General features: G+C 39.3%; 14 protein-coding genes. 3 read left to right on the top strand and 11 right to left on the bottom strand.

Annotated elements, in window-relative coordinates; genetic code table 11:
- Window positions 1–818 precede the first annotated feature (818 nt).
- The 5 genes from M3183_RS19870 to M3183_RS19850 form a co-directional block, all read right to left on the bottom strand.
- The gene (locus tag M3183_RS19870) at window positions 819–1,154 is read right to left on the bottom strand and encodes an AtuA-related protein (RefSeq protein WP_251472387.1); all 336 of its coding nucleotides are present in this window, start codon (window positions 1,152–1,154) and stop codon (window positions 819–821) included.
- On the bottom strand, window positions 1,141–2,457 hold the full coding sequence (locus M3183_RS19865; protein ID WP_396953741.1) for an acyclic terpene utilization AtuA family protein: 1,317 nt from the start codon (window positions 2,455–2,457) through the stop codon (window positions 1,141–1,143). Before M3183_RS19865 ends, M3183_RS19870 begins: the two co-directional genes overlap by 14 nt.
- Window positions 2,458–2,474: 17 nt before the next feature.
- Window positions 2,475–3,770, bottom strand: coding sequence for a CitMHS family transporter (locus tag M3183_RS19860; protein WP_251472385.1), 1,296 nt, complete (start codon window positions 3,768–3,770; stop codon window positions 2,475–2,477).
- 220 nt (window positions 3,771–3,990) lie between these two features.
- A complete protein-coding gene (locus tag M3183_RS19855) occupies window positions 3,991–5,349 on the bottom strand; it encodes a sigma-54 interaction domain-containing protein (RefSeq protein ID WP_251472384.1) in 1,359 nt (452 codons plus the stop codon).
- A 660-nt stretch (window positions 5,350–6,009) separates the two neighbouring features.
- Window positions 6,010–6,771, bottom strand: a complete 762-nt coding sequence (locus M3183_RS19850) for an SDR family NAD(P)-dependent oxidoreductase (protein ID WP_251472383.1) — start codon at window positions 6,769–6,771, stop codon at window positions 6,010–6,012.
- 154 nt (window positions 6,772–6,925) lie between these two features.
- On the opposite strand from M3183_RS19850, the gene M3183_RS19845 reads away from it, so the two are divergent.
- On the top strand, window positions 6,926–9,250 hold the full coding sequence (locus M3183_RS19845; RefSeq protein WP_311315388.1) for a TOTE conflict system archaeo-eukaryotic primase domain-containing protein: 2,325 nt from the start codon (window positions 6,926–6,928) through the stop codon (window positions 9,248–9,250).
- A gap of 124 nt (window positions 9,251–9,374) precedes the next feature.
- On the opposite strand, the gene M3183_RS19840 is transcribed toward M3183_RS19845, so the two are convergent.
- Window positions 9,375–9,920: a DUF6155 family protein gene (locus M3183_RS19840; protein ID WP_251472382.1), complete on the bottom strand. Its 546-nt coding sequence runs from the start codon at window positions 9,918–9,920 to the stop codon at window positions 9,375–9,377.
- Between the two features lie 400 nt (window positions 9,921–10,320).
- On the opposite strand from M3183_RS19840, the gene M3183_RS19835 reads away from it, so the two are divergent.
- Window positions 10,321–11,745: a Na+/H+ antiporter NhaC family protein gene (locus tag M3183_RS19835; protein ID WP_251472380.1), complete on the top strand. Its 1,425-nt coding sequence runs from the start codon at window positions 10,321–10,323 to the stop codon at window positions 11,743–11,745.
- Between the two features lie 132 nt (window positions 11,746–11,877).
- Window positions 11,878–12,210, top strand: a complete 333-nt coding sequence (locus M3183_RS19830; protein ID WP_251472378.1) for a hypothetical protein — start codon at window positions 11,878–11,880, stop codon at window positions 12,208–12,210.
- 65 nt (window positions 12,211–12,275) lie between these two features.
- Here M3183_RS19830 and fdhD read toward each other — a convergent pair whose 3' ends face one another.
- The 5 genes from fdhD to M3183_RS19805 form a co-directional block, all read right to left on the bottom strand.
- The gene (gene fdhD / locus M3183_RS19825) at window positions 12,276–13,076 is read right to left on the bottom strand and encodes a formate dehydrogenase accessory sulfurtransferase FdhD (protein ID WP_251472393.1); all 801 of its coding nucleotides are present in this window, start codon (window positions 13,074–13,076) and stop codon (window positions 12,276–12,278) included.
- A gap of 33 nt (window positions 13,077–13,109) precedes the next feature.
- Entirely contained in the window at window positions 13,110–13,472 is a 363-nt protein-coding gene (locus tag M3183_RS19820; protein WP_251472376.1) for a Na-translocating system protein MpsC family protein, read from the bottom strand.
- Between the two features lie 85 nt (window positions 13,473–13,557).
- On the bottom strand, window positions 13,558–14,037 hold the full coding sequence (locus M3183_RS19815; RefSeq protein ID WP_251472374.1) for a helical membrane plugin domain-containing protein: 480 nt from the start codon (window positions 14,035–14,037) through the stop codon (window positions 13,558–13,560).
- On the bottom strand, window positions 14,037–17,009 hold the full coding sequence (gene fdhF, locus M3183_RS19810) for a formate dehydrogenase subunit alpha (RefSeq protein ID WP_285880492.1): 2,973 nt from the start codon (window positions 17,007–17,009) through the stop codon (window positions 14,037–14,039). Before fdhF ends, M3183_RS19815 begins: the two co-directional genes overlap by 1 nt.
- Before the next feature lie 260 nt (window positions 17,010–17,269).
- Window positions 17,270–18,085: a formate/nitrite transporter family protein gene (locus M3183_RS19805; protein ID WP_251472373.1), complete on the bottom strand. Its 816-nt coding sequence runs from the start codon at window positions 18,083–18,085 to the stop codon at window positions 17,270–17,272.
- Window positions 18,086–18,384: the final 299 nt, after the last annotated feature.

Below are 18,384 nucleotides of genomic sequence, written 5' to 3'. Positions count from 1 at the left end.
TTATTGGAGTCCTCCTTGGTTAACTAAGTTAGGGGTCATCTCGCCACGATTTGACACCCCGTATCATACCAAGAGGGCTCCTTTTTGTTCAAGTCCCCGAAAATCCTTCTAACAGGAATGCTCCTTTCATTTTTACCGCCTGTTGGTATTTGACTGATTCTCGGATAATATCATGCCTTTATTTTTACCATTGACAACGTTTTGGGGACCTTTTAGGCAATATCAAACGTTTATTTTTACCCATATTCAATTCTAAAAATCTCCGCGGGCAAAATTCTCCTTTTATTTTTACCTCCTGCTGGTATTTGACTGATTCTCGGGTAATATCATGCCTTTATTTTTACCACTGACATCGTTTTGGGGACCTTTCGGGCAATATCCTACGTTTATTTTTACCCATATTCAATTCTAAAAATCTCCGCGGGTAAAATTCTCCTTTCATTTTTACCTCCTGCTGGTATTTGACTGAATCTCGGGTAATATCATGCCTTTATTTTTACCACTGACATCGTTTTGTAGACTTTTTGGGCAATATCAAACGTTTATTTTTACTGTTATTTAAGTTTTGGATTCTCCGCGGGCAAAATCCACCTTTCATTTTTACCAATTCCCATGTCTATGAAACTCTTCGCATCGTTAAACCCGAACTCTATAGCTATTGAATATAATCTGTATTTCTCAATCATCTTCTTCTAGGGGTATTTACAGGTCCTTTTCCCCAATGCCAGGCTAAAATTCTCGGAGATTTTCTCAAGCCAAAATAATAGTGCCAGGAACCCTTTATACATAAGGGTTTACCTGGCACAGTTTTCCCTGCTTTACTTAGATGGAGTTTTTATTTCCATCTCTAACAAAGCCGAACTAATACTTTTCCCATGAGTATCTATGGCAAGCGAAGTGGTGACCCCTCCCATTAAGCTATTTTCACATACAAAATTATAGGCCCTAATATTGGGGAGATCATACCTTGTTACCTTTCCCTTAACAATATTCTTAAGATGCTCTTTCACCTTATTAGCAGTAACCTTTTCACCTAACCATTCATAATCGTCCTCATTGTAGGGAATTAATGAAATGTTTAATGAATTTCCTTTATCTCCAGTTCGACTGTGTGCAATGTCTATTAGTTTCACTTTACTTTCACTCCCATACATGTGTATTCAGCTTTATTGCATCACGGTCGATTAGGGTTGAGACAATTCCAATAACCTCCTCGACCCTGCTTCTAACTCCGCCTCCAGCTGCTGGACCATTTGTGTATAAGGCTTCAACTTCATGACCAATCCGCTTTGCTTCATTTGGCTCCTTGCAAAGCGCGGCTGCACGAACACGGACTTCATAGGGACTATGACTGCCAAATTGTCCATGGTGTAAAGATGATACCCCAATAAGATCTGTTCTAAGTTCCGGATGATTTGGTTTTAATCTTTCATTTAAAATTTGAGTTGCTAATTCTCCCCTTGCCAGTGCTGTTGACCCGGCATATGATATTTCTCCTTCTCCTAAATAGCCGGCATGATAGCCCACTGAAACTTTCAATCTATCTGGTTTTCTTTTTCCAGTTGCACTGCTGACTAAGATTTGATCTTTACCGATTTCTTTAAGCTGTACCGTTGAGAAGTTTGCAACACAATCAGGAGTAAGATAATTTTCGGGATCATGAACTTCATATAGTAATTGTTCTTTTACTGTTTGCAGACTAACCATTCCGCCAGTATTGGGAAGTTTTGTTATGACAGCATTCCCATTTGGCTCAATGATGGCAAAGGGAAAACCCAGATTAGCAAGTCCTTCAACTTCCTTATGTCCAGGGTCGGCGAAATAGCCGCCTGTAATTTGGCCCGCACATTCAAGTAAGTGACCGATTACTATTCCCTGCCCCATTAAATTATAATTTTCTTTATTCCATTGGTAATGGTAGACAATCGGTGCAAGAAAAAGAGATGGATCGGCAACACGGCCTGTTACGATAATATTGGCATCTAATGACAATGCAGGAAGCAGTGCGTCAATCCCTAGATAAGCATTCGCAGAAAGGATAGGTTCATAGTCCAGAAGATTTTTTCCTGTTTCTAAGGCTTCCGATTTTCGGTTTAAGTTTTGTAGCACATCATCCCCAGTAACTGCCGCAACTTTACAATTCAAACCCAAGTCCTTAGCGATTTCTGCTATTTTTTCCGCTGCACCGACGGGATTAGCCGCTCCCATATTCGTAATCAGGCGGACATTATTTTTTAATAATGAAGGAAGTAAATTACGTATACGCTCTTCGAGATACTCGTTATATCCAAGTTTAGGATTCTTCCTTTTTTGTTTTTGAGAAAGGGCAATGGTCCGTTCCGCTAATCCTTCTAGAATTAGATAATCAAGATCTGCCTCCTCCACCAAGGCTTTAGCCGGTTCAATTCGATCACCTGCAAAGCCAGTACCAGACCCTATTCGCAGCAAAATTAACACTCCTTAAAGTAGTTTTTTTATAAAAAAGTAATCGCTCCTGTTAAAATTGCGACTAACGTCATTACGATGGTTGTTCCAAATGCCCATTTAAAAATAAATCGCTGATGATCCCCTAGCTCGACTCCAGCTAATCCGATCAACAAGAAAGTAGAAGCAGTTAATGGGCTTAAAGGGAAACCAGTAGTCATTTGTCCCAATATCGCTGCACGACCTATCTCCACAGGGGCAATCCCATAGGCATTGGCTGTTTCACTTAAAATCGGAAGAACTCCAAAATAATAAGCATCCGGTGTAAATACTAAACTAAGAGGCATGCTGGTGATGGCAACAATTAAGGTCATAAATGATCCGGCGCCATCTGGAATAATGCTGACAAGTGCTTTTGCCATGGCTTCAATCATTCCCGTTCCTGAAAGGACACCTGTAAAAACGCCTGCAGCAAATATGATTGATACAACTGTAATAACGCCAGTTGCCTGACCTGTAATTCTCTCTTGCTGTTCCTTTGTATTTGGGTAGTTTACGATTAAGGCTACGGCAAAGGCAACCATGAAGACAATCGGCAGTGGAAGCCATACTTTCACAAGTGCCACAAGAGTAATGAGAGTTAATATGAAGTTAAACCAATACAATCTTGGTCTTCTTAACTTTAGCTCTGCTTCACTAAGCTCCTGGTTAAAATCATAGTCGAGCTCTTGAACACCTAAGCGCTCCCGTTCTCTTCTTCCTAAGATATAGCTGACAAACAATACCCAAATAAGACCGGCAATCATTGCAGGTATAACCGGATTAAATAAATCATTGGTATTTACTCCAAGTGCGCTAGCCGCACGTGCAGTTGGTCCGCCCCATGGGACAATATTCATGGTTCCTGCCCCTAAGGCAACGACTCCGGCAAGAACAAGTCTGCTCATCCCTAAACGATCATAAAGAGGAAGAAGTGCAGGAATTGTAATTAAGAATGTAGATGCTCCTGAGCCGTCAAGATGGGTCACCATCGCTATCATTGCAGTACCGATGACAATTTTTAAAGGATCACCTTTTACTAGTTTTAGTACTCTCGAAATAATTGGATCAAATAAACCTGTATTATTCATCAGACCAAAATATAAAATTGCAAAGGCCAGCATAATTCCTGTAGGGGCTACCCCCGTTACCCCTTCTAAAATCATTTCCCCAAGTTTTCCTCTGCTGCTAGAGAATAAACCAAGGATGACTGGGACTAAAATCAAGGCAACAATGACAGAAACCCGCTTTGATAAAATTAGATACAAGAAGATGGCAATTGTCAAAAAACCAAGTAAAGCTAACATGAAATGCCCCCTTTTTCAATTTATTAAAACGCTTACATGTAAAAATGCAAAAACTGTGCCAACTTAATAAGCCTTATCCAATAAGGCTTTGTTAAAAAGTAAAGATTTTTTATTTCTAATAATCTAGAACAAATACTATAAAATATAGTGTTTATTCCTTTACATCCAATGGTTTCTAAGATTTTAGAAGTCCTTCTGTTTTTTCTAGATATTTAGAATCCTATTTATTAATATGAAGTTTTGCCATTTTATTATATAAAGAGGCTAAGGAAATCCCTAATTTCCTAGCTGCTGCCTTTTTGCCTTTAACGGATATCCCTGTTTCTTTTAGAGTTTCCATTATCACATTTCGCTCTGTTTCTTTTATAATTTCTTCTAATGATTGGGGAGTCTTGAACTTTGTTTTATGGAGGATAAAAGAATTTTTAATGGTTTCCGGAAGATGTTCCAACGTAATAGTGCCATTGTCTGTCATGTTAATGGCATAATGAATTGTATTTTTTAACTCACGAATATTCCCCGGCCAATCATATTGCATAAGAATATCGATTACATCCTCCTCTATTTGAAATTTTTGATTCCGCAAAAAATAAGCAATAATTTCTGGTATATCTCCTCTCCGTTCCCGAAGTGATGGTAACCGAAGTTGAACAGTATTAATCCTATAGAAAAGGTCCTCCCGGAAACGCTCTTTTTGGACCATGCTTTGCAAATCTTTATTAGTTGCAGCAATGATCCGAACATCAATCTGCTTTTCTTTTAATCCGCCAATTTTTCGAAAGGTTCCCTCCTGCAGAACACGTAAAAGCTTTGCTTGGAGTTCAAGCGTCATATCCCCAATTTCATCCAAAAAAAGGGTTCCATTATTAGCAAGTTCAAATAATCCTATTTTTCCTTCCCTCTTTGAACTGGTAAAGGCACCTTCTTCATATCCAAATAATTCACTTTCTAAGAGGGAGCCGGGGATCGCTGCACAATTAACAGGGATGAAGGGCTGGTCATTTCTTGTACTTTCCTGATGAATCGCTTGAGCAAATAACTCTTTTCCTGTGCCCGATTCTCCAGTAATTAAAATACTAAGATTCGAAGCAGCAATCTTTTTCGCCTGATGAATCATCTTTTTAAAAAGGGGAGTATTTCCGATTAAATCTGAAAAAGTATACCTTGCTTGATGAATTCGGCCAACCGCTTTCTCCAATTGACTTACTCTTTGTTTACTCTTCCTCAATTCCATTGATAATTCATATACCTCAGGGATGCTTTTGCAAACGGATACTGCCCCAATGATGTCATAATTTTCATAAATAGGGGCCATATCAACGACATATTCCATTTCCTTTTCTTTACGGAACACACCTTCTTTCACTTTTCCAGTTTTTAAAACAGAAGGCAAAACTGCTCCGGGGCGCACGTCAATTAAAGGCTTTCCAATAATTTGCTCTTTTCTTACGCCTGTAATATTTGTATATTCTTCATTAATTAATTGAACGATTCCATCCTGATCTATCACAAGAATTCCATCATGAACGGCTTCAATAATTCCTTCCAGCCATCCAATCTTTTCACTTTCTTTTTGCATTCGAACAGCTCCTTTATGACACTAATAGATTCCTTATCGTGTGTAATAACTGAATATTTTAATATATGTATTAAATTGTTTCTTAAATCCTTTTGATTCAAATCTAAAAAATGTTTTCTTGACTTTTAAACTGAATAGTAATATAGCCTTTTTATTGGAAAAAGACCGCTAGTATTTACCTATACGGTCTTATTTTTCAATTTATTTGTCTATTAAAATGATGCATTAGGATTTCATTTACTATTAAACATCCATTCAATCATTTGTTTATTATCAAATGCCGGAACCTATGATCTATGCCCATATTTCAACTCAGCTGGATTCTGTATAAAATGGTTTACCGCCAGCTTCTCTAAGTTATTTTTTCAATTATATGTTGAAAAATATTATAGAAAGGGCCACAAAAAATTGCTGCCGGCCAGGACTTCTGTATATCACCATAAAAAAGTACCGGGCACCTACCATATTTCAAAGAGCGCCTGGTACTTGTGTTCTATCCTTATAACAGAATTCTACCTGCACATAATCAGGAAATTCGACTTTTGACTGCCAGATCCCTGGTAAGTTCTGCAATGACTCTTTTTTCTGTCCAATCAATCTCTCCCCTAATGATTTTTCCTGGATTAGTTTTTTCTGTTAATTCTTTCTCTAGCTTCAATATCAAAAATTCATCTTCGACTGCCCGCCATCAACATTGATGCTGGCACCCACGATCCAGGAGGCTTTTTCAGAAGCAAGAAATGCTGCGACATTTGCGATTTCTTCAGGCTTCCCAAAACGGCCTGCAGGTATTTCCTTATTCACAAAGTCTTTTATGCCTTTAGGATTTTCCTCCAGTCGTCTTTGCCAATTCCCTGTCGCGTGTAAAATGCTCCCAGGCGCTAAACTATTCACCCTGATTCCATATGAAATTGCTTCATCTGCCAATGCCTTTGTAAAACTTATAAGGGCTGATTTAGCATTGTTATAGGTGACCTTCCCTCCACTCTCTCTTCCGTAAATGGAAGTAATATTAATGATTGAACCAGACCTTTGTTTTTTCATACATTCTACAGCCAACTTGCTTAAATGGACAGCAGAAAAATAATTTAACTCCATGGCTTTATAATACAAATCCATATCGGTTTCCAGCGCTTTCCCGCCATTACTGCCGCCCGCATTATTGATTAAGATGTCCATTTTTCCATATTGTTCAATAAATGCATGAATCAGTTTAATCCGTTCATCCGCAACCGTAACATCCGCTTGAAAAACGGTAACATTGCCTCCAAGTTCTTCTTTTGCCTTTTCTAAGGATTCCATTCCCCGGGCAGAAATAGCAACATTTGCTCCCTCTTCCAAAAACACTTTGGTGATAGCTTTTCCAATCCCCTTTGATCCCCCGGTGATTAGTACATTTTTTCCTGCTAATTGTAAATCCAATTTTTAAAAGCTCCTTTTTCAGTTAATACAATTATTATACCGATTATTAGTGGCCTTTAACTAATTACTGTAAATAAGATTTTCCATCCTTTGAATACCTTCCTTCAATTTTGGTAAAATGATAGTATAAAAACTATTTTATGAGGGATTTATTGTGGAATATCATCTTCTATTAAAAGAGTTGGATCGGGTAAAAAAAGAAAATATGTATTTAAAACAGCTTCTATCAAACATGATGCATCAGCGGGATGAATCAGCGAACATTACTATAAGAGAGACGACTGTTAGTAATCGATCATTGCCTGAAGAAAAAATTCATCTATTTAATAGCTTATTTAAAGGCAGAACTGATGTCTTTGCTTTGCGTTGGGAATCCAAGGATGGTCGAAGCGGTTATACCCCTGCATGTGATTTTGAATGGGAAAAACCCATTTGTCAAAAACCCATAATTAAATGTTCGGAATGCCAGCATCGGAAACTCTCACCGCTCACAAATCAAGTAATCTTTCAACATTTAAGCGGGAGAAAAACAGTTGGCCTATACCCACTCCTTCACGATGAAACATGTTATTTCCTTGCCTTTGATTTTGACAAACAAAACTGGCAGCATGATGTACAGGCGTTTATAAGTGTATGTAAAAATAGTAAATTACCGGTTTATATTGAACGTTCAAGGTCCGGAAACGGTGCACATGTATGGATCTTCTTTTCCGATAGAATACCTGCGTCATTAGCAAGAAAACTAGGCACACAGCTTCTAACAAAAGCATTAGAGAAACGCCGCCAAATAGGCATGGACTCCTTTGACAGAATGTTTCCCAACCAAGATACAATGCCTAAAGGAGGTTTCGGTAATCTCATCGCTTTGCCGCTGCAGCTCCAATCAAAAAACGGGGGTAATAGTGTGTTTGTTGATGAAAACTTTCATCCCTTCCCGGATCAATGGCTGTATCTTTCTTCAATTGAAAAAATAAACAAACAGGATATTTTAGCTGTGTTTAATCAATTAATTGACTCCAAAGACAAACCTGACAATACTTTACCGCCGCCTTCTAAAATAAAAGTTATCGTTAAAAACGGCCTGCATATACCAAAACAGGGAATTCCATCTCCTATTTTTTCAAAAATGATAGCACTGGCATCTTTTAAGAATCCTGAATTTTATAAGGCGCAGTCTAAAAGAATGTCAACCTATGGAATACAAAAGGTGATAAGCTGCTTTGATGAGAATTCACAAAATCTAATCTTACCGCGGGGCTGCTTCGAAGATTTAAAAAAACTGATGCAAGAACATTCCATTGAACTAGAGATAGAAGATCAATCATTTTCTGGAGAAAAATTTGAAGTAAACTTTAAGGGAGAGTTAACCTCTCAACAGGAAGAAGCTGTCACAGCACTATTAGATTATGAAAACGGCACACTTTCCGCCTCCACTGGTTTCGGAAAAACAGTTACTGCCGCCGCATCGATTGCAAAACGGAAAACTAACACATTAATCATTGTTAACAGAATTCAACTCTTACAGCAATGGATCGATAGTTTGTCCAATTTTCTTACTATCTCACCAAATGATATTGGTCAAATTGGAGGAGGCAAAAAGAAGATTACAGGAAAAATTGATGTAACGACTATACAAAGTTTAATTTCAAAAGGCGGAATTAAATCCTTTATCACACAGTATGGCCAAATTATTGTAGATGAGTGCCACCATATCTCTGCGTTTAGTTTTGAAAAAGTAGTAAAGCAGGTTCGAGCGAGAAATATATATGGTCTTACTGCTACGCCCATTCGTAAAGATGGCCTGCATCCTATCATCTTTATGCAGTGCGGCCCTATTCGTTATAAGACAGATGCCAAAGTTCAAGCAAAAATCAGGCCGTTTAAGCATACTTTAATTCCAAGGTTTACACATTTCCGTTCACAAGCAACTGATATTCAAGAACTTTATCATGCCATTTTATCGGATGACGTTCGTAATCAATTACTATTTGATGATGTTTTACATGAACTAGACAAAGGGCGATCCCCCATCATCCTAACGGAAAGAGTCGAGCATCTTGAACATCTTCGAAACCAATTTAAAGGTTTTGCCAAAAACATCATTGTTTTAACAGGAAATATGACCAAGAAAGAGCGGTCATTAGAGTTACAACGGCTTGAGAATATAGCTGATAACGAAGAACGACTAGTCATTGCAACGGGAAAATATATCGGTGAAGGATTTGATGATCCACGGCTGGATACGCTTTTTTTAGCAATGCCAATCTCCTGGAAAGGCACTCTCCAGCAATATGTGGGAAGACTGCATAGAATTCATTCCAACAAGCAGGAAGTAAAAGTTTTTGATTATGTGGATTTACATGTTCCAGTTCTAAAAACCATGTATGAAAAGCGGTTTAAAGGTTATAAATCAATGGGTTATATAACAGCAGATGATAAAAATAACGATAAAAAAAGTGAGCAGATGCAGTTGTTTTAATGAGTTATTCTAAAGGTGTCAGGCACCATCCTGAATCACATGGTGCTGACACCAAACCAATTACTATATTCTTTCACTATATTTTTCCGATGCATTGTTTTGCCCATTTTTATAGGACGAAATTTTACTCTTCGTCTTCATGGACCCATTCAATTAAATAATAGGAATCTGCTAAACCTTCATAAAAGCCCCAGCCAGTTCCCTCTGCAGCTCCAACAACATTATGTAATCTATTAGAAAATTCTCGATATAACGCTTCGTTGCGATCACATTCTAGAGCAACTTCGTGAAACATTTTTTCCATACTTATATAGAAGTTCTCATTTATGTCTCCAAATGAATTAGTATATTTGACGCCCTGTTCAACATAGAAGAGCTTAAGATCTACCGTTCGTTTGTCATCATTTGTTACTTTCCTAAAATTTAAAATTACTTTTTTTGCTTCTGCCAGCCTGAGTTTACCGTCTCCCCTTTCTGGAAAAAATTCATTCTCTACTTTTTTCCGGGCTTCCTTAAAAAGAAATTCAATCGCTCCGTCACCAAGAAATTTACTTGACAGGAAGCTCTGAACATCTTTGTTCGCCTTGAACATCTCCACAACTAGTTCAATTAGTTCTTTTTGATCCAATTCCTTAAGATGTTTTTTTAATTCTGTAATCTTGATTTTCACAACAATATCCCCCCGTATATTTATGACTTTAAACGCTTTTTCATTTCTAATGCAGCAGCTTAGCTGAATTTCACGACATTGATTCTAGAAGGATTCGTACCCTGCTCTTTCTAAGGAGTCAATTCTTATAATGAAGTAATCGTATTTTTTGAAACAGGTGCAGCAAAAGCAATCATCCAATCTCATGAATCACAGCCCGCTTTAATGCCTATTAAGGGAAACCTCCAGCACTATTTTCTTCATTCAAAAATATCTTCTAAATAAATCTCCCGCAGGTTTTTTTTATCCTATTATATCAAAAACTTTGTCAACAATTTTTAGGGTTTTAATCCGCCAATCTGAACATAATAAAAGGTAATTAAAGGAAATCATTGCAAATAAACTGCAGGAGGAGGAAATCTTGGAACATGCCTGGCTTTCTCTGATACCTTTTGTCATTGTCATTTTAATGTCTATATGGATTAAAAACATCCTGCCTGGTCTAATCTTAGGCCTTCTTGTGGGTTCTTTCATTGTTACCTCTCATATAGTAGAAGGTGCGTCTCAGACAGTCACCTATATTGTCACTACGTTATCCGATGAGACAAATATGAAAATCATCGGGTTTCTTTATTTATTTGGCGGTCTCGTTGGAATGATGAACATATCTGGCGGGATTAAGGGTTTTTCTGAATGGATGGGGACAAAGATACGGACAGAACGCGGCTTGCTTGGGTTTATTTGGCTTACTCTGCCTTTTACCTTTATGATGCCGATGTTTCGTATCATGATGATTGGTCCTGTTGTTAAATCGCTCGCTAAAAAGATGAACTTGCCCAAACATAAAGTAGGGCTGACAATGGATATTTCCACGGAGTCGGTTATAGTTCTATTACCAGTTGCTACTGCATTTGTTGGGTTCATGGTGTCTTTAGTAAAAGGAAGCATTAGAGGACTTCATATAGATATGTCACCCTATCAAATCTTTTTACTTAGTATTCTGTTTGATTTTTTTGCCATCGCGATGTTGGTGATTGGGATTATCCAAACATTCTGGACTAAAAAACCAAAAGATTTCAACATAAAAAAGGAACAAGAACTGTTAGAAAATGATGGAAATAAATACCATCGGGTTGGAATTAAAAAAGAATTAACACTGGTAAAAGCGCAGCCGTGGAATTTGATTTTCCCTGTTTTTTTGCTCCTGGGACTATCCTTGCTTCTTTTATGGAAAGATGGTACAGAAAAAGGGGCAGACACCATATTTGATGCCTTTTCGAAAGCCGATGCCACGTTTGTCATGCTCTTAGCAGTTTTCATCACCCTTGTATTCTCCTTTATTTTTTATATCATGAGACGGCAGCCGTTACATGAACTCTTGTACCATTTTTATGATGGGGGAAATCAAATGATGGAAGCCATTAGTCTGCTTGTTCTAATATGGTCACTGACTTTATCAGCAGAGGATCTTGGTTTTTCAACTTTTATTAGTTCAACATTAGGCTCATTCCTGCCTGCCTTCATAACTCCAGCCATTATCTTTTTACTCGGTTCTGTTACGGGATACTTTATTGGTTCTTCTTGGGGGACATGGGGTTTGTTTATGCCGCTGGGAATTTCCCTCGCGGCTTCAACTGGGGCATCCATCCCGTTAACAGTAGGTGCAGTATTTGCAAGTGGAGCCTTCGGAGCATTATCATCCCCATTGGGAGATACAACCATAACAACCGCCTCCATTCTCGATCTGCCATTGGTCGATTATTCCCGGTACAAATTGAAGATTTCTGCTATTGGCGGAATAATTGCCCTTATTTTATATCTTGTTAGCGGAGTCTTTTTAACTTGAATGTTCTAGGGTAGGTTATTGAATTTTTTTATAAAATCCATCAAACGTTCTAAAAAGTCATAATTGCTGATTATAAGGAATATGGTGTATTAGGGGAACGTAAGTCTTCACTTTTCTTGGAGAGGCTGGGGGATGAAAATTCACTTAGGTCTGGAGGAGAACTCTGATCGAACCAGAGGTATTGATCCAGTTACTCACACTCATAGTGATGATCATTGGGCTGGCTGTAAAAGAAAAGTAAGACTCAGAAAACGAGCTGTTAAAGGGCTCGTTTTTCTGTTTCTAGCCTATCTTTTACCGTTGACACACTTTTCGCATCTCTACCGGGCATTAGGATTAACTTCTTTTTACCGTCTGCCGCGGTGCCTCCTCTGCTTTGTGAAGGCAATAGAAACCTCTCTTTTTACCGCACACACACTTTTTCATCTCTGCCGGGTAATAGGATCCTCTTCTTTTTACCGTTGACCGATTTTTTTGCTTTTATCCTATTAAAAAAACAATACCGCTTCCCACAAAGAGAGCGGTATCGATTATTTCACATCAGTCTCAGGTATAAAAATTCGTTCTGGATTGGTATAGATATTTAAAGCATTATTTCGGATAAATCCCACAGTGGTAATACCTAGTTCTTCTGCCAAACGTAAGGCTAATTCTGTTGGGGCAGATTTAGACAGCACCGTGCCGCATTTAATTTTTGCCACCTTCAATAATACCTCTGAGGAAATGCGCCCGCTAAAGACAATCACCTTATCCTCCAGTGAAATGGAATGTTTCAGACAATAACCATATATTTTATCTAAAGCATTGTGTCTCCCAATATCTGTTCTTGCCACAACCATGCCGTGTTCGTCACATAATGCGGCATTGTGAACGCCGCCAGTTTCTTGGAAAATCGTTGAAGATTTCTGCATCATTTCCATGAGACGAAAACAATCATCAATGGTTAGTATTCTATTTTTTGTTTCAATTGGCTTGACGGTTCTGGCATCATTATAAAAATAGAAACTTTGACGGCTTTTGCCGCAGCATGAGGTCACATAGCGCTTTGAATGGAATTGTTCATTAAATTTATTCATCCGATGTGTCGTCACAATGGCTTTCCCCACTGTTTCAATCACTTGAATTTCTTTTATGTCATCAATACGGCTAATAATTCCCTCCGACGCTAAAAATCCGATGACCAGTTCCTCGATATGTTCCGGGCTGCAAACAATAGTGGCGAATTCCTGGTCATTTAGAACAATCGTAACCGGATATTCTGTTACAATGACATCCTCTACCACTTGGGCGACTCCATTTTCATAATGCAGCACTTTGTTTGTAACCTGCATTTGCTGATCCACGTTTCTCTCCCCCTTGCCACTTCAATTGTCTTTTCGATCTAAGGGTTTGTCAAAAACAAAAACAGTCATTGCAATATCTTCCTCTATATTAATATCGGAAAAAAGCCGCACCACCTTTGCCCCCATTAATGCCTCGAACTTATCTACCACATCCAGCCTCTTGTAAATTTCCTTTACCATTTTGGTGCGGGCCTCGTGTACCATTTGTTTTCCTTGGTCGGAGGTAATCATAAACTTTTCTACATTGGTCAGGTTTCCTATCATTTCACTAATAGCCCAATTGCCAACAAAACGAGTGCTAATTTCCTTAGGGCCGTTCCCAACATGTTCCTTTCTGATTTCCCGAACAAGCACACTAAATTGATGTTCTAAATTTTTTCCCATTATTAACTTCCCCTTTAATCGTTGCTCCGAAAGTTCCAAGGAAATCCACTTGCTCCATCATTCAGCAAATGGATTTCCTTCTATCCTATTCCTTTAAACCTTCACCGACACCCTTTAGGAGATTTAAACCAAAACCGATAGCACGATTGATATCCGGATCGTTCAACACCTTTAACAAGTCTAAAATTCCAACTTTTGAATTCGACCGAAGTCCTTCTTCTGCTTTTTCAAAACCTTTTGCAAGGCTTCCCATTAATTTACTGGTCATCTCCGGATCTAGTGTGGTTAAAGCTCCCCCTGCGGCCATCGCGTTGTTGATAAGATTGGTGACTGGTTCACGAGTCATTTGGCCAACAGCAATTTTTGCCACTTCTTCTTTGGCTTTTACAAGGCTATTCAGTGCTTCTAAAATACCGCTGTTGTGTAGTTCCTGTAACAACTCGAGCGTATCCAGCAGGGAATCTTTATTTTCAGCAACCTCGGAGAGAAGGCTCTCCAAGGATTGCGTCTTTTTTTGTTCTTCTGTCAGTTCTACTTTTTTTATGATTTGAATCGGCTTAGCCATTATGCATTCCTCCTGTCATACAGGCCGGGCTGTACATGTTCATTTACGCTGGAAATTGGGGCATAGTCGCCGCGCTCCCATTTTCGGTAGATTTCAAGACCCATTTGCGGTGTGCGTTTAGCATGACGCGGATTGAATTTTGGAAGCGGGTTTTCCCCCTCTTTCTCTAACACTTCCATTCGCACCTTTGTTTGTTTATAGGCAGGTGTATTGGTCACTACATCAAATGCACCACCAGTCAGCAGGTTCACCGCACTTTCATGACTTGCAGAGTGCATTGGGACATATACGCTTTTACCTTCCATGCGGTCAGTAACAAGAACCGGAAGCCGAACTGCACCATATGGTGATACCAATCGAACAAGAGTACCATCCTTCACACTCCGTTCTTTTGCAAGTTCAGGTGAAACTTCGACAAATACTTTCGGAAACTTATATTGAAGGCCTTCCGATTTATGAGTCAAGTTCCCTTCATGGAAGTGCTCAAGCAGCCGTCCATTATCAAGCGACAGGTCAAACTCATTCGGAAATTCAAATGGCGGCACATAGTCAAACAATCCGAAACGAGCTTTCTTATCAGGGAAATTAAAGCCATTCAGGTATAGAACAGGTGTATCAGTTCCATCTGGCGAACCCCAATTGAAACTATTCCAGCCTTCGAGCACACCATAGTTACAATGTGTGAAGAATGGAGTTAAACCTGCCATCTCCGCAAAAATTTCACTCGGATCCTCAAAATTCCAGTTATAGCCCATCCGGCCTGCCACCTGCTGAAGAATCCACCAGTCAGGCTTGCTGTTTCCCGTTGGCTCTAAAGCCTGGTACAGCCGCTGGACACGGCGTTCCGTATTAGTAAAAGTCCCAGCTTTTTCTAGGGAGGGAACCCCTGGTAAGATAACATCGGCAAACTGTGCCGTTGTCGTTAAGAAAATCTCCTGGACCACAAGAAAATCAAGTTTTTCAAGCATGGCTTGGGTATGGTTGGAATCAGCATCGACCCAGGCCATATCTTCACCAACGATATACATGCCCTTCAATTCATCATTATCAATCGATTCGAGCATTTGTATATTATCCAGACCCGGCTTAGCAGGCAGTGTGACGCCGTAGGATTTCTCAAACTTCGCGCGGATTTCATCATCTGCGACCGACTGATAACCTGGGAAGATATTAGGCATTGTACCCATGTCGCTCGCACCTTGGACATTGTTATGTCCGCGCAGCGGGAATGCCCCTGCGTTTTTACGCATCATATTACCAGTGGTAAGAAGCAGATTAGCAATGGCAGCAGAGGTATGAGATCCGGCAATGTTCTGCGTTACACCCATTCCCCAGCAAATCGCTGTTCCGTCAGCCTCATGAATCATTTTTGCCATTTGGATTAAGGTCTCTTTCGTAATTCCGGTTACTTTTTCTGCTTCTTCAAGGGAATATGGAGCAAGTTTTTTCAAAAATTCATCATATTGGTTCACATGCTTTTGAATAAATTCTTCATCATGCCATCCTTGGTCAATGATGTATTTAGTAACTGCAGACAGCCATACATAATCAGTTCCTTGTTTTGGACGAACAAAAATATCGGCGCGCTCTGCCATTTCATGTTTGCGTACGTCCACGGTAATTAGTTTTTGTCCATGAAGCTTATGGGCACGCTTAATCCGCGAAGCAAGTACTGGGTGTCCCTCGCCCGGAGCACATCCGACAAGCATGACAAGGCCAGCACCTGCAATGTCCTTGATGGTTCCACTGTCACCGCCGATACCTCCTGTTTGCTGCAGACCCCATGAAGCTGGTGATTGGCAATAACGGGAACAGTTGTCTACATTGTTTGTACCAAAAACCTGGCGGGAAAGCTTTTGAATTAAATAATTCTCTTCATTCGTAATTTTAGATGAGGCGATAAATCCGAGTGCATCGCTCCCGTACTGATCTCTGATGCCGCCTAGTTTTTCAGCAACAAGGTCTAGCGCTTCATCCCATGTAGCTTCTTCAAATACATCGCCTTTACGAATCAGCGGAGTGGTAATTCGTTCTTGAGAATTGACAAAATCCCAGCCGAACTTTCCTTTTACACAAGTTGATACACTGTTCACCGGTGCGTTTTCAGATGGTTCAATTTTTAAAATTTCATGGTCTTTTGTCCAAACTTCAAAGGAGCAGCCAACGCCGCAGAAAGTACAAACCGTTTTGGTTTTCTTAATTTGTGTCTCACGCATTGCTGCTTCCACTTCAGAAACGGCAAAAATCGTTTGGTAATCTGGTTCAACCGCTTTAACAAGATCAATCATCGGTGTTAGCAGGTCATCTTCTATTCCTGTCATTATTCCAGCATTGCCCAGCATGGATTTTTCCATTAAGGCATTACAAGGACAAACACTGACACATTGGCCGCAGGAAACACAGGAGGATTCATTAATGCTTTTACCTCCATCCCACAACACACGCGGCTGCTGACTTTCCCAGTCAATTGTTAAAGATTCATTGACTTGTAAATCCTGGCATGTTTCCACACAGCGGCCGCACAAAATACATTGTTCAGGATCATAACGATAAAATGGATGAGACATGTCTACTTCGTAACCCTTGGAACGGTACGGTCGTGTTTGATGTTCTATTCCCATGAGTTCAGCTGTATTATGAACCCGGCAGTTCCCGTTATTATTATCACAAACGGTACAGTATAATAAATGGTTTTCCAAAATCCGGTCCATTGCTTCTTCCTGTGACTTTTTCGCTAGTTCAGAGGAAGTTAAAATATTCATCCCCTCTTCAACCACTGTCGAACAGGCACGCATAATCTCTCCATTCACTTCACACATACAAGTATCACAACTTTGAACCGGACCAAGAATTTCCGAATAACACACATGTGGATGCTGAATATCCTGAGAAAGAAGGTAATCTAATATCCGTGTTCCTTTATATACCTCGTGTACTGTTCCATTAATAAATAATTTCACTTTTTCTGGCAATTTAAAGCCCTCCTAAAAAGCCTTTTTAAGCAGATGCTGCCAACATTGGCTATAACCATTTTATCGGGGAGAATCACTTAGCATTTTTACTTACTAACAATCTTTCCGCCGCATATTCGTAAGAAAACAGGATACCAAAGCAGCCACTTGTACCTGATATCTATGCATTCGTTTTTATTTTTTCAATATTTATACTATTAATATATCACTTTTTGAAGTGAAACTAGAATAACGCTGATTTATTTTAGCAGATAAATAGTTTACACGGCCTTCTTTATTTTGTTAGAAGCCTGAGAGACATCGTTTCCATTCACTTCTTTATAAACCATCCAGTACATGAAGGCTACAAATACACCACCGCCAATCGCATTGCCGATAAACACTGGTACAAAGTTGGAGAAGTAGCCGGCCCATCCCAATTGGCCTGCAAAAATGGCCGCAGGGATAATAAACATATTAGCAACAACGTGTTGGAAACCGATGGCGACAAATCCCATGATTGGGAACCAAATAGCCAGAATTTTTCCGCCGATATCCTCTGCTCCAAATGCCATCCAAACAGCTAAACATACAAGCCAGTTACAACCAATCGCAGAAATTAGGGCTTGAATAAATGAATCCCCTATTTTTCCTTGTGCGATTGCAACTGTTTTGGTAAAAAATGGCCCAATTTCTGTTAAACCAACAATATGGCCAAAAAAATAGGCAACAAAGATGGCTCCAGCAAAATTACTTATTAAAATCAGCACCCAATTTCTCACAAGCTGTAAGACTGATGCACGCTTTGTGAATACAGCCATCGGCAATGCCATCATATTTCCCGTCAACAGTTCTCCCCCAGCAATAACAATAAGCATCAAGCCGACTGGGAAAACTGCACCTCCAATAAGCGAACTAAAGCTGCCCCATTCCTTTGGCAGATTTGCAATCACACGAACGTCTAATAGAAAACCTAACGCGATAAATGCTCCGCCAAGGAAACCAAGAATTAAAGTCTGTCGAATTGGCATGACCGCTTTTTTGGCACCTGCTTCCGCTATTTTCTGTGCAATACGGTCTGGGCTATGAAATCCCATTTATTTTCCTCCCTTTTATGTATTCATTTTTCATTTTGAATGTAGATTAATATGTTTGGACAAGGATTAATAGTTTTAAAAAACGCAAAAAATCCCACCATAAAGCGGTTTCTGCATATATTTGCATAAACCGTTTTATGGTGGGCTAATAACTAAGCATTCACATATACTAGCAATCCTACCCGCCATTTCAATACTAGAAGAACAGGATGAAGATGCAGCAAATGGTTACATTTCATCAATGATCTTTCTAATGTCATTTAAAAAGATACCATATTTCCTTTTCTTTGTGAACAATT

Source organism: Neobacillus mesonae (genome assembly GCF_023715155.1).
GTDB classification, from domain to species: Bacteria; Bacillota; Bacilli; order Bacillales; family Cytobacillaceae; genus Neobacillus; species Neobacillus mesonae_A.
Note: the sequence above shows the minus strand (reverse complement) of the source record. Positions and strands in the feature narration are given on the sequence as shown.

What these genes read in the sequence shown, in the direction of transcription:
- M3183_RS19870 (WP_251472387.1), bottom strand. Translation starts at nt 1,154, where the DNA reads ATGTATGGGAGTGAAAGTAAAGTGAAACTAATAGACATTGCACACAGT.
- M3183_RS19860 (WP_251472385.1), bottom strand. Translation starts at nt 3,770, where the DNA reads ATGTTAGCTTTACTTGGTTTTTTGACAATTGCCATCTTCTTGTATCTA.
- M3183_RS19855 (WP_251472384.1), bottom strand. Translation starts at nt 5,349, where the DNA reads ATGCAAAAAGAAAGTGAAAAGATTGGATGGCTGGAAGGAATTATTGAA.
- M3183_RS19830 (WP_251472378.1), top strand. Translation starts at nt 11,878, where the DNA reads ATGAAAATTCACTTAGGTCTGGAGGAGAACTCTGATCGAACCAGAGGT.
- fdhD (WP_251472393.1), bottom strand. Translation starts at nt 13,076, where the DNA reads ATGCAGGTTACAAACAAAGTGCTGCATTATGAAAATGGAGTCGCCCAA.
- M3183_RS19820 (WP_251472376.1), bottom strand. Translation starts at nt 13,472, where the DNA reads ATGGGAAAAAATTTAGAACATCAATTTAGTGTGCTTGTTCGGGAAATC.
- M3183_RS19815 (WP_251472374.1), bottom strand. Translation starts at nt 14,037, where the DNA reads ATGGCTAAGCCGATTCAAATCATAAAAAAAGTAGAACTGACAGAAGAA.
- M3183_RS19805 (WP_251472373.1), bottom strand. Translation starts at nt 18,085, where the DNA reads ATGGGATTTCATAGCCCAGACCGTATTGCACAGAAAATAGCGGAAGCA.